Source organism: Prevotella sp. P4-119, from assembly GCF_002251345.1.
Lineage (GTDB): Bacteria > Bacteroidota > Bacteroidia > Bacteroidales > Bacteroidaceae > Prevotella.
Genome location: NZ_NPJB01000011.1, coordinates 1 through 16,583 on the forward strand (window position 1 = coordinate 1; position 16,583 = coordinate 16,583).

Annotated in this window: 14 protein-coding genes; 9 read left to right on the plus strand and 5 right to left on the minus strand. The window is 45.8% G+C overall.

Features of this window, described 5'->3' with window-relative positions:
* Entirely contained in the window at positions 1-96 is a 96-nt protein-coding gene (locus CIK89_RS13985; RefSeq protein ID WP_094389590.1) for an IS3 family transposase, read from the plus strand.
* A 224-nt stretch (positions 97-320) separates the two neighbouring features.
* On the opposite strand, the gene CIK89_RS01085 is transcribed toward CIK89_RS13985, so the two are convergent.
* Genes CIK89_RS01085 through CIK89_RS01100 form a run of 4 tightly spaced genes read right to left on the minus strand, consistent with a single transcriptional unit; the run spans position 321 to position 4,687 of the window.
* Positions 321-992, minus strand: coding sequence for a hypothetical protein (locus CIK89_RS01085; protein ID WP_094389591.1), 672 nt, complete (start codon positions 990-992; stop codon positions 321-323).
* Complete coding sequence (locus tag CIK89_RS01090; protein ID WP_173824941.1) at positions 967-1,812, minus strand: metallophosphoesterase; 846 nt, start codon at positions 1,810-1,812, stop codon at positions 967-969. The genes CIK89_RS01085 and CIK89_RS01090 overlap by 26 nt, the downstream gene beginning before the upstream one ends.
* A 43-nt stretch (positions 1,813-1,855) precedes the next feature.
* Positions 1,856-2,623, minus strand: coding sequence for a LytTR family DNA-binding domain-containing protein (locus CIK89_RS01095; RefSeq protein WP_094389592.1), 768 nt, complete (start codon positions 2,621-2,623; stop codon positions 1,856-1,858).
* Positions 2,624-2,671: 48 nt separating this feature from the next.
* Positions 2,672-4,687: a tetratricopeptide repeat protein gene (locus CIK89_RS01100; RefSeq protein WP_094389593.1), complete on the minus strand. Its 2,016-nt coding sequence runs from the start codon at positions 4,685-4,687 to the stop codon at positions 2,672-2,674.
* Positions 4,688-4,786: 99 nt separating this feature from the next.
* On the opposite strand from CIK89_RS01100, the gene dapA reads away from it, so the two are divergent.
* The 8 genes from dapA (at position 4,787) to CIK89_RS01140 (ending at position 14,945) form a co-directional block, all read left to right on the plus strand.
* On the plus strand, positions 4,787-5,674 hold the full coding sequence (dapA, locus tag CIK89_RS01105; RefSeq protein ID WP_094389594.1) for a 4-hydroxy-tetrahydrodipicolinate synthase: 888 nt from the start codon (positions 4,787-4,789) through the stop codon (positions 5,672-5,674).
* 15 nt (positions 5,675-5,689) lie between these two features.
* Entirely contained in the window at positions 5,690-6,574 is an 885-nt protein-coding gene (locus CIK89_RS01110; RefSeq protein WP_094389595.1) for an AraC family transcriptional regulator, read from the plus strand.
* A gap of 71 nt (positions 6,575-6,645) precedes the next feature.
* The gene (locus CIK89_RS01115; RefSeq protein WP_094389596.1) at positions 6,646-7,878 is read left to right on the plus strand and encodes an S-adenosylmethionine:tRNA ribosyltransferase-isomerase; all 1,233 of its coding nucleotides are present in this window, start codon (positions 6,646-6,648) and stop codon (positions 7,876-7,878) included.
* A gap of 41 nt (positions 7,879-7,919) precedes the next feature.
* Entirely contained in the window at positions 7,920-9,842 is a 1,923-nt protein-coding gene (locus CIK89_RS01120; protein WP_094389598.1) for an NAD(+) synthase, read from the plus strand.
* Between the two features lie 15 nt (positions 9,843-9,857).
* Positions 9,858-11,384: a replicative DNA helicase gene (dnaB, locus tag CIK89_RS01125; RefSeq protein WP_094389599.1), complete on the plus strand. Its 1,527-nt coding sequence runs from the start codon at positions 9,858-9,860 to the stop codon at positions 11,382-11,384.
* Between the two features lie 40 nt (positions 11,385-11,424).
* Entirely contained in the window at positions 11,425-13,032 is a 1,608-nt protein-coding gene (locus tag CIK89_RS01130) for a thiamine pyrophosphate-dependent enzyme (RefSeq protein ID WP_094389600.1), read from the plus strand.
* Between the two features lie 33 nt (positions 13,033-13,065).
* Complete coding sequence (locus CIK89_RS01135; RefSeq protein WP_094389601.1) at positions 13,066-13,638, plus strand: indolepyruvate oxidoreductase subunit beta; 573 nt, start codon at positions 13,066-13,068, stop codon at positions 13,636-13,638.
* A complete protein-coding gene (locus tag CIK89_RS01140) occupies positions 13,635-14,945 on the plus strand; it encodes a pyridoxal phosphate-dependent aminotransferase (RefSeq protein WP_094389602.1) in 1,311 nt (436 codons plus the stop codon). The genes CIK89_RS01135 and CIK89_RS01140 overlap by 4 nt, the downstream gene beginning before the upstream one ends.
* Before the next feature lie 242 nt (positions 14,946-15,187).
* Here CIK89_RS01140 and CIK89_RS01145 read toward each other — a convergent pair whose 3' ends face one another.
* Positions 15,188-16,369: an iron-containing alcohol dehydrogenase gene (locus CIK89_RS01145; protein WP_094389605.1), complete on the minus strand. Its 1,182-nt coding sequence runs from the start codon at positions 16,367-16,369 to the stop codon at positions 15,188-15,190.
* Positions 16,370-16,583 lie beyond the last annotated feature (214 nt).

A 16,583-nucleotide genomic window follows, 5' to 3' on the forward strand; every position in this document is an offset into this window, starting at 1 on the left:
ATTGATTGGAATAACAATAAAAGACTCAAATTGAGGCTAAAAGGAATGAGCCCGGCACAATACAGAGCTCACTACTATAGAGAGTTGAATAATTAATGTTTAATTTAATGTCCAACTTTTCGGGGTCACATCACTTTGGGTGCACCCTTTCCATTTTCTGCCAATGAAACTTACCCGCTTCTTGTTCGTCATTTCGTTTTAGGAAACAGTTATCTGTTATTTGTAACGCAAAAAATTCGTTTTAGGAAACTTAGAGTGTAATCCGTGTAAAGTATTACCTTAAATAATTCCGTTATTTCTGACCTTAAAAATTTCTGCGGTTACAAAATGCAGACTCTTACTCCGAGTGATAAGCCGATGATGTCATTCAGACTGACGGCATGATCGAGGATCATCGAGCGGATATATAGGTCGCACGAACTGATTTCATAAAAGAACGAAATGTTTTTAGCAAACAATTTCGTGCGGTGGTTGGGAATGGTCATGGTGACACGCTGGCCTAACGCGATATTGAGTCTGAATTTTGTTGACATGAAATTGTAGTAGGCATCGGGATAGCGCCTGGGTTGTGATTTCCAGAACTCATGACCATAGACGGTATTGATGTAAATGCTGGCGGTCAGCGGTTCGATACTCCACCCGTTTTTCATGCTATGACTCCACGGAACGAAGTTCTGCTTGAGCGTCATGGTGAGTTTGCCACGTGTGCTCTGGTGGGCAGGAATATAACCGAAGAGAAGGTCGGTTTCCCATTGTCGGCGGTTACCATAATCCCATCCCAATCCAGCAGAGACCACACCCATGTTGCCTGCGTTCTGAATGATGAATTGTGTGGGAATCAGCGCGGCCCAATGCTTACGGTAACGGTGCACGCGCTTGTCATAGTAACTCTCTTTTGCCTTTTCCACGTATGTGGTGTCTGGTGGGAGTGCTTGGGCACGGAACACCACGAGGAGCATGATCAGACTAAAAATGAACCTCTTCTTCATCATATCCCTCCTTTCTGATTGTGATGATGCGATAGATGCGGTGGTCGGAACAGTCGATGCCGTAGAACAGCAGTCCGTCGCTGTAAATATTGTTCACTACGCTATTGTGGTTGTGACCATAGACGCAAAACATGAGATGGGGCAGAAAGTCTATATATCTTCGAAATGCCTTTGCCACATTATTGTTGAACTGGTCGCTATAGGGTGGGGCGTGCATGATGATGACGGTACGGTCAAACTCATCGGCACGCGCGTTAATCTCCTGTTCAATATAGTCGAAATTGGGTACTGCCGCCATATAATCATATTCTGTGGCATTGGTGTTGAGACAGAGAAATTTGACGCGTCCTGCGATGAATGAGAAATCCAAGGATCCGTAGAGTACTTGGTATGACTGATCGCCCGTGCCTAAGAAATCGTGGTTGCCTATCAATGCCACATAGGGTACATCCAGCTTCTGAAGGATCTTCCGTGTCCGTTCATACTCCTTTTTCGTGCCCGTGTCGGTGAGGTCTCCACAATGCACCACGAAATCGATGTCGTTACGCTTGTTGATGTCGTCAATCTCTGCCTTGGTATTGGTGTACCAGCCATGGGTGTCGCTGATGAAAGCGATGCGCAGGGAGTCTCTTGACGCAAACCGTTGTTCTATTTCGGCGATGGCCTGCTTGTTATGATGGGTCTCGCCTTTGTAGTTGACATCGTAGGGATGAACATCAAAAACGTCGTTGCACGCCGTCAGGAGACAGATCATGGCCATGCACAGCAAGAGGATGGTCTGCTTGGAACGCTTGTTGATATCGTTGTTGCTTTCAGTTTTCATGATGGTGATGGATATATTATTTCTTTTTGTCGGCAACAGCGGTTCAAATGGTATTAAACCGACTGATGAGTTTCTTGCGATAGAGCCGTGCCACCTTGACATGCTGAATTTGTTCGAAGGGCGGATAGAGGCGACACGTATTGTCGCACACTTCCATCAAACAGTTGATATTGATGACAAAGCGCTGGCTCACCTGTACAAAACAAGGGTCGAGGGCGAGCAATGTTTCACAGTTGACGTTACGTTTCAGGCGTATGGGTTCTTCACATCCCGACACAACGACTTCCCAGATTCGCTGGTCACTATTGTAGTAAAAGAGTCCGATGTCGGCAATGGAAACCACTCGAAAGTCAGAGAAGTTGGTATTGAAAATCAGTTTTTCGCGGTCGCGCCGTACAGTACTGTTGATGTCGGCAGGATTGTTGTCAGGCGCCTTCTGGTTGGAGGATTCGATATGGAGGCGTAAGCGCTGAATCATCGCCGAGAGTTCGTCGCGGTCAACAGGTTTGAGTAGAAAGTCGAATGCCTCGTTACGAAACGAAGAAAGCATCGAGTCCTTATGTCCGGTGTACATCACCACCCGGCAGCGTCCTTGTGTCAGACGTTTCACCTCGCGGATGAAATCCACTCCCGACATGCCCAGCAGTTCTACATCAAGAAAGACGAGGTCAGGAGAAGCAGCCTTGATCTGACCTTCTGCCACCGTGGTGTTGCAGGCGCTTCCCACCACTTCAATATCGTCGTATTCCAAGAGCATGCGGCTCAGAGTTTCGATGGATAGAATCTCGTCGTCTATGATGATTGTTTTCATAAGTATTTAATTTATAGTGTAACAGTTTAAATTCGTAAAATATTTACTTTATAGTGCTTTCAGGTGTCTCGGTACCGTAAGTATGGCGCTGCATCCATGGTCATTATGGATGTCGAAACGGATCTTCGAACTTTTGTTTTCTTCGTTGATAATCGCCATGGTGTGGCGGATGATATTCAGTCCGATACGTGCCTTGGCATTGTTGTAGGCACGGATGTCAAAACCAGGACCATTGTCTTTCACGCAGATACATGCCTGCTGATCGTCAATGGCAACGCTGATCATAAGATGTTTCTCGCCTTCCTTATGTTTCAGTCCATGAATGATGGCATTCTCGGTCAGTATCTGCACAAACATCGACGGGATGAGAATGGCGTTCATCTTGTCTGTTGGAGGAAAGTCATAAGACACGATAAAGTCTTGTCCCATAAGTGATTCCTCCATTTCAACAAACTGTTTCACGAAGTCTATTTCCTGGTCCAGCGTTACGAAAGTCTTGCTGGAGATGTCGAGACTCGACCGAATGAGACGCGCCAGCAGCGTCAGCCGATTGGCCTCATTGGGACCATAAGAACCGACGCACGAATTGAGCACATTAAAGATGAAGTGGGGAGAGATGCGCTGGCGCACGATGGTCAGACGGAGGTTCAGCATATCGATGTGACGCTGTAAGGTGCGCTTGCGGTTATAGAACAGTTTTGCCAACAATACGGACACCACCACGATCAGGAAAGCAACGATTCCCCCCATGATATGGAGATTGACTTGATAGTTGGCACGCTCCTCCTGCACCCGGAGCTGGTTGTGGAGTCGCAACGTATCTTCACTCAAACGCACCATGATATCGTTCGCTCGCGCGATATTCTGTCGGTTCATGATACTGTCGTGGGTCTCATAAACACTCTTCTGCAAGCGGTAGGCACGTGAATAGTCACCCGTACGCGCGTAATACTCACTCAGATACTCGTAGCGTATGTCTTTTAGCATCGGATTGATCGGAGCGGAAAGGCGTTCCTGTCTCAAGGTGTGCTCAATGTCTGCATAGTGTCCTGCATGGAGTGCAAGACCGATACGTATGGTGTTGCAATAGAACACGCCAGCCTCTATGTTTCGTTGGTGGAAGAAAGGTTCAACCTGTTCGAGATAAACACGTGATGAATCAGACTGATGGAGTCGGAGAAAGACGTCTGCCATATTGAGCTTGCAAATCTTCATGTCGAGCACATCAGGGGTTCCCTTTTGCTCCAAATGGCGTTGCAGTCTGCGAAAGGCTTTCAGCGATTGCCTGTATTGTTTTTGGTAATAATAGGTATTACCATAGTTGTTAAGAAACACGATCTGCATGGCAGGAGTGAGGTCGTCAAAACGCTGATCTACGATTTTGTAACTCCTGAGTGCAGAGGGGAAGTCGCCAAGAGCAGTATAAACCCGACCGAGTCCCATACGATAGGAGAGTGTCTGCGTATCGTTTCTACCCAATGAGTCGGCAAGCACGAGGGCTTTTCTAAACCAATGTGAAGCCTTCGTTAGATCATGTTTCTCGGCATAGGCATCCGCCATATTAGCCGCCAAGTCGGGCAAGTAGCTTGTCTGGTCGCTAACAGACAATAACTGGTATGCGCTACGGTAAAGTCTCACTACGCTGTCGGGATTGCCATGGAGCAGATAGAGATGAGAACCGCGTGCTGCCAACATCCTGGCGCGCATACCGTTGATGCGGGGCGAGACAGGAAACGCCTTGAGAAAATGTTCTGCCTTATCCACATAAAACAAAGAGGAGTCTGGTGTGACGGTCATCAGGAAATGCGAAGCGTAAAGCAGGGCATAGTCGTAATATTCGAGCGAATCATCGGCAGTCGCCATGGCGTGACGGATGGAATCTACAGAACCCGGCTGTTGCCGCTTGAGCGAATCTCCCAAAGCCATCAGACGCTGCGTCTTGGCGGCCGAACGACAGTTGGAAGAATCAGAATTAAACTGGCAGGCAGAAAAAGCCAGCACAGCAATGGTGGCGAACGCCAACCCGAATATTTTTTTCGGTATAGGAATTGATTGTTTATTCATTATATATTTTCAATGCTGCAAAATTAGTGAAAAATTCTTCAAAATGTAATAGATTCCAGAAAATTTTATGTAATTTTGCGCACAGAAACATTGCTTTTTATGGTACACAATATATTCAAAGGCTTGGGCATCGCCCTGATTACACCATTTACAGAGAACGGAGAGGTTGACTACAAGTCGCTTCATCGCCTCGTGGAATATCAGTTGGACAACGGTGCCGATTTTTTCTGCATTCTCGCAACAACAGGCGAGACACCCACATTGACCGCAGAAGAGAAAAAGAAAATCAAGGAATTGGTGATTAACACAGTAGGCGGAAAGGTACCCATCCTCGTAGGCTGTGGCGGCAACAATACAACTGCCGTTGTCGAAGAGTTGCAGAATGGCGACTTCAAAGGCATTGATGGTGTGCTGAGCGTCTGCCCATATTATAACAAGCCATCGCAGGAAGGCCTTTACCAACACTTCAAAGCCATTGCGGCTGCTACTCAGTTACCCGTAGTACTATATAATGTACCGGGAAGAACAGGTGTCAACCTGAAGGCGGAAACCACCGTCAGACTTGCACGCGACTGCTACAATATCGTGGCTATCAAAGAGGCAAGCGGCAATCTGGAGCAGGTGGATGAAATCATCAAGAACAAGCCCAACGACTTTGATGTCATTTCAGGCGACGATGCGCTTACCTTCCCCATGATATCATGCGGAGCCGTCGGTGTGATCAGCGTCATAGGCAATGCGCTGCCACGCGAGTTCTCTAAGATGATTCGCTTGCAGTTGCGAGGTGAATACGATGGCGCACGAAAGATACACCACCGCTTTACCGATCTTTTCTCGCTCTTGTTTGTAGATGGCAATCCTGCAGGCGTTAAGGCGATGCTTCACGAAATGGGATTCATCGACAATATCTTACGACTGCCATTGGTTCCCACACGCATCTCAACGTTGCAGCGCATGAGCGAGATCATGAAGGAACTGAAAATCTAAAGTATCAAGTGTCTTATGGAGGAAAACAGGGTTATTCACGAAATTACGCCCTTGATGGGCAAAGACTCCCTCTACATAGCCGACCGCAGAAAGAAGGAGTTTACTTATCCTATTCACAATCATGAAGTGTTTGAACTCAACTTTGTGGAACATGCACCAGGTGTGAGGAGAATTGTGGGTGACTCTAATGAAGTGATCGGAGAATACGACCTTGTCCTCATAACCAGTCCTGACCTTGAACATGTATGGGAACAAAACGAATGTAAGAGTGAAGACATACGCGAAGTCACTGTACAGTTCTATATCGACTTGAGCGAAGACGGTTTCTTCGGTAGGAATCCATTCAACTCGCTACGGAAGATGATGCTTGAAGCAAGAAAAGGATTGGCCTTCCACATGGAAGACATCCTCCGCGTCTATAACCTTATAGATACACTCAGCTCTATCAAAGACGGTTTTTATGCTGTGACACAGTTTCTTGCCATACTCTACGAACTGTCGAAAAGCACTAAAATGCGCCCGCTGGCAAGCAATAGTTACGCCAAGGTAGAAGTGGCAAGCGACTCAAGACGCGTGCTCAAGGTTAAGAATTTCATAGCCAAAAACTATATGGACGAGATCAGACTCGGAACACTTGCTGATATTGCAGGTATGAGTCCGTCGGCATTCAGCCGATTCTTCAAACTCCATACCGGAAGGACACTCAGCGACTATGTCATTGACATGAGACTGGGATATGCCAGCAGAATGCTTGTGGATACCTCAAAAAGCGTGGCGGAAATATGCTACGAATGTGGCTTCAACAACCTCAGCAATTTCAATCGTATCTTTAAGAAGAAGAAAGACTGTTCACCGACAGAGTTTCGGGAGAACTACCACAAGACACGAATCATCATTTGATAGCAACAAGACGAGGGCGCAATCAGCTTACGACAAGTGCATTCGAAAACAGGTCTGAATAATATATTATCGTGAAAGAGAAAGAAATACAAATCAGCGATTACAACTATCCGTTGCCCGATGAACGCATAGCAAAATTCCCATTGCCCGTGCGCGACCAATCTAAATTGCTGATCTATCAGCAAGGAAACATTTCAGAAAGTAAGTTCTACCACCTCGCAGAATTCCTGCCGAAAGGTGCCCTGATGGTGTTCAACAATACAAAGGTCATACAGGCAAGACTACATTTCCGAAAGGAAACAGGAGCACTCATTGAAGTGTTTCTGCTCGAACCGGCAGAACCGGCAGACTATGAACAGATGTTCCAAACCAACAAAAAATGCAGTTGGCTCTGCCTCGTGGGAAATCTCAAGAAATGGAAAGAGGGAACACTCTGCAGAACCATCACGGTCAAGCAACATACCCTCACCATCAAAGCCACGAGAAAAGGCGAACACGGTACGAGTCAATGGGTGGATTTCGAATGGGACAATACAGATGTAAACTTTGCAGATATACTCGATGTGGCTGGCGAACTCCCTATACCTCCGTATCTCAACAGAGAAACACAGGAAAGCGACAAAACTACCTATCAGACCGTATATTCTAAAATAAAAGGAAGTGTGGCTGCACCAACAGCGGGACTCCACTTCACACCGGAGGTGCTCGCAGACCTCGACCGTCACGGAGTGGAATGCGAGGAACTCACACTGCATGTTGGAGCAGGAACCTTTAGACCGGTGAAAAGCCAACACATTGGCGAACACGACATGCACACAGAATATATTGCTGTCAGAAAACATACATTGGAGCGCCTCGTGGAGCACAATGCCAATGCCATTGCCGTAGGAACCACCAGCGTCAGAACGCTGGAGAGCCTATATTATATAGGTCTGAAACTCGAATGCAACCCGGAACTCACCGAAGAACAACTTCATGTTTGCCAGTGGGAACCATACGAAGAGGAAAACGGAGCCGGAACAGACAGTAAACTGCCTGCAAAAAAGGCTTTGGAGAATATCATCGCATGGCTCGATAGTCACCATCTGACCACACTTCACTCTTCCACTCAAATCATCATCGCACCAGGCTATGAATATAAAATAGTGAAGATGCTCATCACCAATTTCCATCAGCCGCAAAGCACGTTGCTCTTGCTGGTCAGCGCATTTGTGAAAGGCGACTGGAAACGCATCTACGACTACGCATTAAGCCACGATTTCCGTTTCCTGAGCTATGGCGACTCTTCGCTCCTCATACCATAAACGGAGAAGTAAACAAGCAAATAGTAACAAATAGTTGAGATATGAAATACGGATTTGTAAATGTCGCAGCAGCTGTTCCTGCAGTAAAAGTGGCAGACACAGCATACAACGTCTTTGAAATCGAGAAAATCATTGCCGACGCAGAGGGCAGGGGAGTGGAGATTCTCTGCTTTCCAGAACTATGTATCACGGGCTATACCTGTCAGGATCTGTTCAGACAACAGCTGTTACTAACACAGGCGGAAGAGGGACTCATGACGCTTCTTGATTTTACAAGACAGCTCAACGTCATCTGCATCGTGGGACTACCCGTACAGACAGGAGGAATGTTGCTCAACTGCGCAGCTGTCATCCAAGCAGGTACACTGCTCGGACTCGTGGCAAAAACATATCTGCCCAACTACAACGAGTTCTATGAGAAACGATGGTTCGCTTCTGCGCAAGATCTCAAAACAACGGAAGTTTACTTAGCAGGATCACCCGTCGCGCTGACTGCACAACCCACCATCTTCCAAACAACGGACGGAGTGAAGTTTGGAGTGGAAATATGTGAGGACGTATGGGCACCTGTGCCACCAAGTAACAATCTCACACTGGCTGGAGCAGATATTATCTTCAACTGCTCAGCAAGCAACGAACTCACCGGCAAACATAAATACCTTCGCAACCTGCTCATGCAACAGAGTGCAAGAACCATTAGCGGATACGTTTATGCTTCATCGGGATTCGGTGAATCTACGCAAGATGTGGTCTATGGAGGTAATGCCATGATTTTTGAAAACGGACACTTGCTCGCTGAAGGCGAACGCTTCTCGCTGCAGCCACAGATACAAGTGGCACAAATCGATGTGGACCGACTCAGAACGGACAGAATGGACAATACCACGTTTGTAAATGCCCAACGAGAAGCTTTTGCGCAGATTATTTCATGTAAAATGGTGGAATCTGCTGAGTTTAAACTGTCAAGATACGTAGATCCGCATCCGTTCACTCCCGACGATGACGATATGCAGGAAAGTTGCGAAGAAATACTCAACATCCAGTCGGCTGGTCTTGCCAAACGATTGGTACATACCAATTGCCAGAAGGTTGTGATAGGAATAAGCGGCGGTCTCGACTCGACGTTGGCTTTGCTCGTATGTGTCAGAACATTCGATATGCTTGACTACGATAGAAAAGGGATATTGGGAGTCACCATGCCTGGATTTGGTACTACAGACCGCACGCACGACAATGCAATCCGTCTCATGCAGACACTGGGCATCAGCCAAAAGGAAATAAGTATTGCCAAAGCAGTCAAACAACATTTTGAAGACATCGGACAGGATATTGACACGCATGATGTGACCTACGAAAACTCGCAAGCAAGAGAGCGCACGCAAATTCTTATGGATCTCGCCAACAAGGAAAACGCACTCGTCATCGGAACTGGTGACCTTTCTGAACTCGCGCTGGGATGGGCAACCTATAACGGCGACCACATGTCAATGTACGGAGTCAATGCAGGAGTACCCAAAACGCTGATACAGTATCTGATAAGATACATGGCAGAACTTGAACTGTTCAACGAACAAAAAGCAACGCTCATCGACGTTATTGATACACCTATCTCGCCAGAACTGACACCGGCTGACGATGAAGGACAAATCAAACAGAAGACAGAAGACCTTGTAGGTCCCTACGAACTGCACGACTTCTTTCTCTACTATTTCCTGAGATTTGGATTCAGACCCAGAAAGATCATGATGCTTGCAGAACAAGCTTTCGACGAGAAATATGACAGGAAAACCATCAAAAAATGGCTGACCACATTCTGCCGCAGATTCTTTAACCAGCAATTCAAGCGATCTTGTCTGCCTGACGGACCGAAAGTGGGAAGCGTCAGCCTCTCGCCAAGAGGTGACTGGAGAATGGCAAGTGATGCCTCAAATGCATTGTGGGTAAAAGAATGTGAAAGCTTATAACACTTTAAAAACAAAATGCCAGATAACAAACAACCACGCCGCACAAGAAAACCGGCGACTGATAATACTTTCGTACACGTTCAGCCGCAAGCTACAGAAATAGAAAAAACTGTGCTCGGAGCACTCATGATCGACAAAGATGCCTATTCGGTGGTCTGTGAGCTGCTGTATCCTGAAAGTTTCTATGAACCTCGAAACCAAAAAATCTATGAGGCAATAAGAGAACTCGAATTGCGCGAAAAACCTGTTGATGTATGGACTGTGACCGAACAGTTGGCTCATCAAGGGGACCTCGAAGATGTTGGAGGACCAGGGTATGTTACTGAACTCTCCTCAAGGGTTTCCTCATCGGCAAGTATCGAATATCACGCAAGAATCATTGCGCAGAAATTCCTCGCACGACAGCTGATTTCCTATGCCAGCGTCATCGAAACGAAAGCTTTTGACGAAACGATAGATGTGGAAGATCTGATGCAGGAGGCAGAAGGTTCGCTCTTCGAACTCTCGCAAAAGAATATGAAGAAGGACTATACCCAAATCGACCCGGTCATCAAAAATGCTGTAGATGGCATTCAAAAGGCTGCAGCAAACAAAGACGGACTGACGGGTGTTTCCACTGGTTATTATAAACTTGATGATATGACCAGTGGATGGCAAGCCTCTGACTTAATCATCATCGCAGGACGACCTGCCATGGGTAAAACGTCATTCGCACTCTCCATGGCTAAGAATATTGCTTCAGACAATAAAGTTCCGATGGCTTTCTTCTCTCTTGAAATGAGCAATACGCAATTGGTCAACAGGTTGATTTCTAACGTATGCGAAATCCAGGGTTCGAAAATACTCAACGGACAACTGCACCCTGACGAATGGGATAGGCTTGACAAACGACTCAACAATCTATTGGGAGCACCGCTTTATGTGGATGATACGCCGGGACTGTCGGTTTTCGAACTGCGCACAAAGGCACGACGCCTCGTCAGAGAACATGGGGTGAAGATTATCATGATCGACTATCTACAGTTGATGAACGCTCAAGGTATGAGGTTCTCTTCACGACAAGAGGAGGTATCGACCATCAGCCGCTCACTCAAAGGACTCGCAAAGGAACTCAATATCCCTATCATCGCACTCTCGCAGCTGAACCGTGGTGTTGAAAGCCGAGAAGGTAATGATGGAAAACGACCTCAATTGTCTGACTTGCGTGAATCGGGTGCCATTGAGCAGGATGCGGACATGGTGCTCTTTGTTCACAGACCAGAATACTACCATATCTATCAAGATGAACACGGACACGACCTCAGAGGTATGGCACAGATTATCATTGCCAAACACCGTAAAGGTGCGACTGGTGATGTGTTGCTCAACTTCAGAGGTGAGTTTACACGATTTGAGAATCCGGAAGACGGCAAACTCAACACTAAGAACGCAAATGACGGCGGAGGTGAAATTCTTGGCAGCAAAGTGAATGGGGGAGACCAAGGTGGCACGATGGAATCTCCGTTTGGCTATGATGGACCTGACGGACCTATGCCTTTCTAACAATCATAATATGCAGATATAAACTAAAATACTTAAAATCATGAAGAAACTATTATTAGGCGACGAAGCCATTGCGCAAGGAGCTCTCGATGCTGGATTGAGCGGCGTCTATGCCTATCCTGGAACTCCGTCAACGGAAATTACCGAGTATATCCAAGGCTCTGCACTCGCACGCGAATGGGGAGTGCACAGTCGTTGGTCAACCAACGAGAAAACTGCAATGGAGGCAGCATTGGGAATGTCCTTCATGGGTAAAAGAGCCATGGTCTGCATGAAACATGTAGGTCTGAATGTATGCGCCGACCCGTTTGTCAACTCGGCAATGACGGGAACAAACGGTGGACTCATCGTTCTAGTGGCTGACGACCCATCAATGCACTCTTCACAGGATGAACAAGATAGCAGATTCTATGGTAAGTTTGCCATGATTCCCACACTCGAACCCGCAAGCCAACAAGAGGCTTACGATATGATGGAAGAAGCTTTCCAACTCTCTGAAGAACAACATCTGCCAGTACTCGTGCGTGTTACAACTCGCATGGCTCACTCTCGTGCCGTGGTGAAAGTGAAAGAGACACCAAGACAACAAAACGAGCTCAACTACAATGCTCAGGCTTCTAACTGGGTATTGCTGCCTGCTTTTGCTAGAAAACGTAATGCTATCGTTACTGCGCAACAAGCAGAACTCGAAACTATTGCAGAAAAGAGTTCACACAATAAATATGAGGATGCTGCTGATCATTCCATGGGTATTATCGCTACGGGAATTGCCTATAACTACCTGATGGAATGTTTCCCCAACGGTTGTCCGTTCCCCGTACTCAAAATCAGTCATTACCCGTTACCAAAAGCGTTAGTAAGACGAATGACAGAGGCATGTGAGAGTGTGCTGATTGCAGAAGAAGGACAACCATTCGTAGAAGAAATGGTGCGTGGCGTAATGCCTGGAAATTCTGTCATCAAAGGAAGACTCACAGGAGAACTTCCACGTACAGGAGAACTTAATCCAGACCTCATCAAAAAGGCTTTGAGTATAGAAAGCGACGAGAGGTATGCTACGTGTGAGGATGTCGTGCCACGCCCACCTGCACTCTGTCAAGGTTGTGGACACCGCGATGTATATGCTGCTCTCAACCAAGTATTGCTTGACTATCCCAACGCACGCGTATTTGGCGATATTGGTTGCTACACTCTCGGTTTCCTTCCACCATACAAAGCTATTCACTCTTGTGTAGATATGGGGGCGTCTATTACAATGGCTAAAGGAGCGTCAGATGCCGGACAATGGCCTGCTGTTGCCATCATCGGAGATTCTACATTTACTCATTCGGGAATGACAGGACTCTTAGATGCCATCAACGAAAATGCTGACATCACAGTTATCATCAGCGACAACCTCACCACAGCAATGACAGGTGGACAAGACTCGGCTGGAACTAATAAGTTTGAAGCCATCTGCCGAGGACTGGGACTAAGCGAGGAGCATCTCAAAGTGGTTGTCCCCCTGCCTAAAAACATGGCAGAAATCACACAGACCATTCGTGACGAAATCAACTATCATGGTCCTAGTGTGATCATTCCAAGACGTGAGTGCATGCAGACGTTGCAAAGACATCTGAAGCAGAAAAAGAATGCCGAGCGAAAATAACATATTCCGTATAATACTAAAACCAAGAACAAGATGAAAACAGATATCATACTATGCGGTGTCGGCGGACAAGGAATTCTCTCTATTGCCACGATTATCGGTGAAGCCGCAATGAACGAAAACCTTTATATCAAACAGGCTGAAGTACACGGAATGTCACAACGTGGAGGCGATGTGCAGTCCAATCTGCGCATCTCTGATAAACCTATCGCCAGCGACCTTATTGCAAAAGGTAAGGCTGATGTTATCATCTCCATGGAACCAATGGAGGCTCTACGCTATTTGCCGTTCCTCAACGAAGAGGGATGGATAATCACTTCTGCATCTCCCTTTGTCAATATACCAAACTATCCAGAAATGGCAGTTATTGAGCATGACCTCAAAAAATTACCACACGTTATCATGCTCGATATCGAACAACTGGCCAAGGACAATGGTGTGCCTCGTTCTGCCAACGTAATTCTTCTGGGAGCTGCACAAAAGGCTTTGAATATTGAATATGATAAGTTGGAAGCTGCCATACAACGGGTATTCGCCAGAAAAGGAAAAACTATCGTCGAGGCGAATATCAAGGCATTGGCCATTGGAAAGGAACACCAATTATGAAACAGACACCTATAGATCCAAAACTCATTGACTCACTGGTAGGCGAACTGGGCATTAACGACTTTGCTAAAGCAACTATACGAGAAGTTAAACTCGTGGCTGCACGGGCAGAGAAACAGTCTGGAGTGGAGTTTATCAAAATGGAAATGGGTATTCCAGGACTTCCTGCAGCAAAGGTAGGGGTGGAAGCTCAGATGAAAGCGTTGGGCAACGGAATAGCTAATCTGTATCCTGATATTCAGGGACTGCCCGAACTGAAGAATGAAGCGTCACGCTTCGTCAAAGCATTCATCGGCATTGATATCGCACCTGAAGGATGTGTGCCCGTTTGTGGTTCCATGCAGGGTACGTTTGCTTCTTTCTTGACTTGTTCGCAGGCTGACAGCAAAAAAGATACGGTTCTATTCATTGATCCAGGATTCCCTGTACAGAAAATGCAATTGCAGGTTATGGGGGTAAAATATGAAACATTTGATGTCTATAGTTACCGGGGAGAACGTCTGGGTGAGAAACTTGAATCTTATCTGAAACAAGGTAATATCTGTGCTATTGTCTATTCAAACCCCAATAATCCGTCGTGGATTTGTCTCAACGAGGAAGAACTCAAGACGATTGGACAACTGGCCACTCAATACGATGCGATTGTGATGGAAGACCTTGCATATTTTGCCATGGATTTCCGTCGAGACTTGAGTAAACCGTTCCTGCCTCCGTACCAACCGACGGTAGGTCGCTATACAGACAATTACATCCTGCTGATTAGCGGATCTAAAGCTTTCAGTTATGCGGGTGAGCGTATTGGTGTGACATGCATCTCGGACAAACTGTTTCATCGCCATTTCGATGAACTTGCAGCAAGATATGGAGGATTGACCTTCGGACCAGTTTTCTCTACACGCATGCTTTATGCTTTGTCCTCTGGAACTAGTCATTCTGCACAATATGCTATGGCAGCCATGCTGCGAGCTGCTTCTAATGGGGAATATGATTTCCGAAGCGAAGTAAGTGTCTATGGAAAAAGAGCACATCAACTGAAAGAAATATTCCTTCGACATGGATTCCATATTGTCTATGATAAAGACTTGGACGAACCTGTAGCGGATGGATTCTATTTCACCATAGGATACAAAAATATGAGTAGCGGACAATTGGCTTACGAATTGATGAGTTATGGTGTTTCAGCAATATGCCTCGTAACTACAGGATCTGACCAAGAAGGATTGCGGGTGTGCACTTCTTTCATTGAAGATCACCAATATGCACAATTGGAAGAAAGAATGAGTATTTGGGAAGAAAACCATCAATAAACCAACAAATTGAATCAGCATACAAGAAAGAAGTTCCGGTTTTAAATGATCTTTAGTAAAGCCGGAACTTCTTTTTGTTTATTTTATAGTGAACTTTAAAAACTCTTCATAACGAAAGTCTTTCATTAAACACTAAAACTCTGTACTTTTACTTTTCTGCAACACAAGTACTTATGATAGTTTTTCGTCGTTCTTTTTACAAACAATTACTTTTTACATAAGAATAGAGTAGGGGGAGTGAATTATCGCGCCATACGATATATTTCTCGCATTTCATTCTGACCCAAAACCTCCATGGCACCCACGGTAATCTTTCCACCACGAGAGCATTTGTCAACCATCACCTCTAGCTCTTCCTCGGTAATTTCACGACCGAGAAGTTCGTGAATTGAAGTCGGCATACCAATTTCATGATAAAACTTCTCCACAGCTTCAATACCGGACAGAGCAGTCTGCCGAGGATTGGCAAAATCGTTTGTGACTCCCATGACGTTGACAGCAAATTGAACAAAACGATTCAAGTGTCGATCCATGACAAAACGTGCCCATGAGGGCCAAAGGGCTGCAAGGCCAGCTCCGTGTGTTACACCAAACAAAGCACTCAGTTCGTGCTCAAGACGGTGGGTTGCGAAATCTTTTTCTGTTCCACACTCAGTCAGGTCATTGTGTGCAAGAGAGCCAGCCCACATAATTTGGGCACGATAACGATAATTCTCAGGATCTTTGAGTACCAATGGCAGCACATCCTTCACCGTACGCATCAATGATTCTGCAATACCATCAGTCAATGTCATTTCCTCATATTTGGAAAAATAACGTTCCATGGTGTGCATCATAATATCTGTACCGCCAGCAGCTGTCTGATAAGAAGGTAAGGTGTAAGTCCGCTCTGGGTTCATTACAGCAAACTTACAGCGACATAAATCGCTGTTTATGCCACGTTTCAATAAACCGTCATCTTTCGTTATCACGCAACTTGAAGACATTTCGCTTCCTGCAGCAGGAATAGTGAGGACAGTGCCAACTGGCAGGCATTGCTGAGGAACAGCCTTTCCGTCCCAAAAATCCCAAACATCACCGTCATAATGCACACCATAGGCAATAGCCTTTGAAGAGTCTATAACGCTACCGCCGCCAACGGCAAGAATAAAATCCACATCATGTTTGCGACACAAATCAATTCCTTCATAAACTTTACTTAGCAGAGGATTTGGCACCACGCCGCCAAGTTCAACAAATGATAAACCAGCGCCACGCAATTGTGTGCCCACCACATTCAGCAAACCAGATTTTTCTGAAGAACCACCGCCATAATGTAGTAATATCTTATGGCCGCCATAAGCACTTACAAGACTACCTATTTGTTTTTCAGCATTACTGCCAAAAACTACACGCGTAGGTGCATAGAAATTAAAATCCTTAATCATAGTATTTGTTTTTTTACATACTGTTATTTATCATAACTGTCATTGTTTTATCTTTTAGACGAGCTATTTATAATGCAAATATAATAATAATCCACGAGACAGAACATAGATGTTTAAAATATTTATAATATTTTCCCCAATTCGGGACAAAATAGCGATTAGTTAAATATAAAGACAGATACGCAAAACTCTTCCCATGCTATCAGACATG

What these genes read in the sequence shown, in the direction of transcription:
- CIK89_RS01095 (WP_094389592.1), bottom strand. Translation starts at nt 2,623, where the DNA reads ATGAAAACAATCATCATAGACGACGAGATTCTATCCATCGAAACTCTG.
- CIK89_RS01120 (WP_094389598.1), top strand. Translation starts at nt 7,920, where the DNA reads ATGAAATACGGATTTGTAAATGTCGCAGCAGCTGTTCCTGCAGTAAAA.
- dapA (WP_094389594.1), top strand. Translation starts at nt 4,787, where the DNA reads ATGGTACACAATATATTCAAAGGCTTGGGCATCGCCCTGATTACACCA.
- CIK89_RS01085 (WP_094389591.1), bottom strand. Translation starts at nt 992, where the DNA reads ATGATGAAGAAGAGGTTCATTTTTAGTCTGATCATGCTCCTCGTGGTG.
- CIK89_RS01135 (WP_094389601.1), top strand. Translation starts at nt 13,066, where the DNA reads ATGAAAACAGATATCATACTATGCGGTGTCGGCGGACAAGGAATTCTC.
- CIK89_RS01100 (WP_094389593.1), bottom strand. Translation starts at nt 4,687, where the DNA reads ATGAATAAACAATCAATTCCTATACCGAAAAAAATATTCGGGTTGGCG.
- CIK89_RS01130 (WP_094389600.1), top strand. Translation starts at nt 11,425, where the DNA reads ATGAAGAAACTATTATTAGGCGACGAAGCCATTGCGCAAGGAGCTCTC.
- CIK89_RS01090 (WP_173824941.1), bottom strand. Translation starts at nt 1,812, where the DNA reads ATGAAAACTGAAAGCAACAACGATATCAACAAGCGTTCCAAGCAGACC.
- CIK89_RS01110 (WP_094389595.1), top strand. Translation starts at nt 5,690, where the DNA reads ATGGAGGAAAACAGGGTTATTCACGAAATTACGCCCTTGATGGGCAAA.
- dnaB (WP_094389599.1), top strand. Translation starts at nt 9,858, where the DNA reads ATGCCAGATAACAAACAACCACGCCGCACAAGAAAACCGGCGACTGAT.
- CIK89_RS01140 (WP_094389602.1), top strand. Translation starts at nt 13,635, where the DNA reads ATGAAACAGACACCTATAGATCCAAAACTCATTGACTCACTGGTAGGC.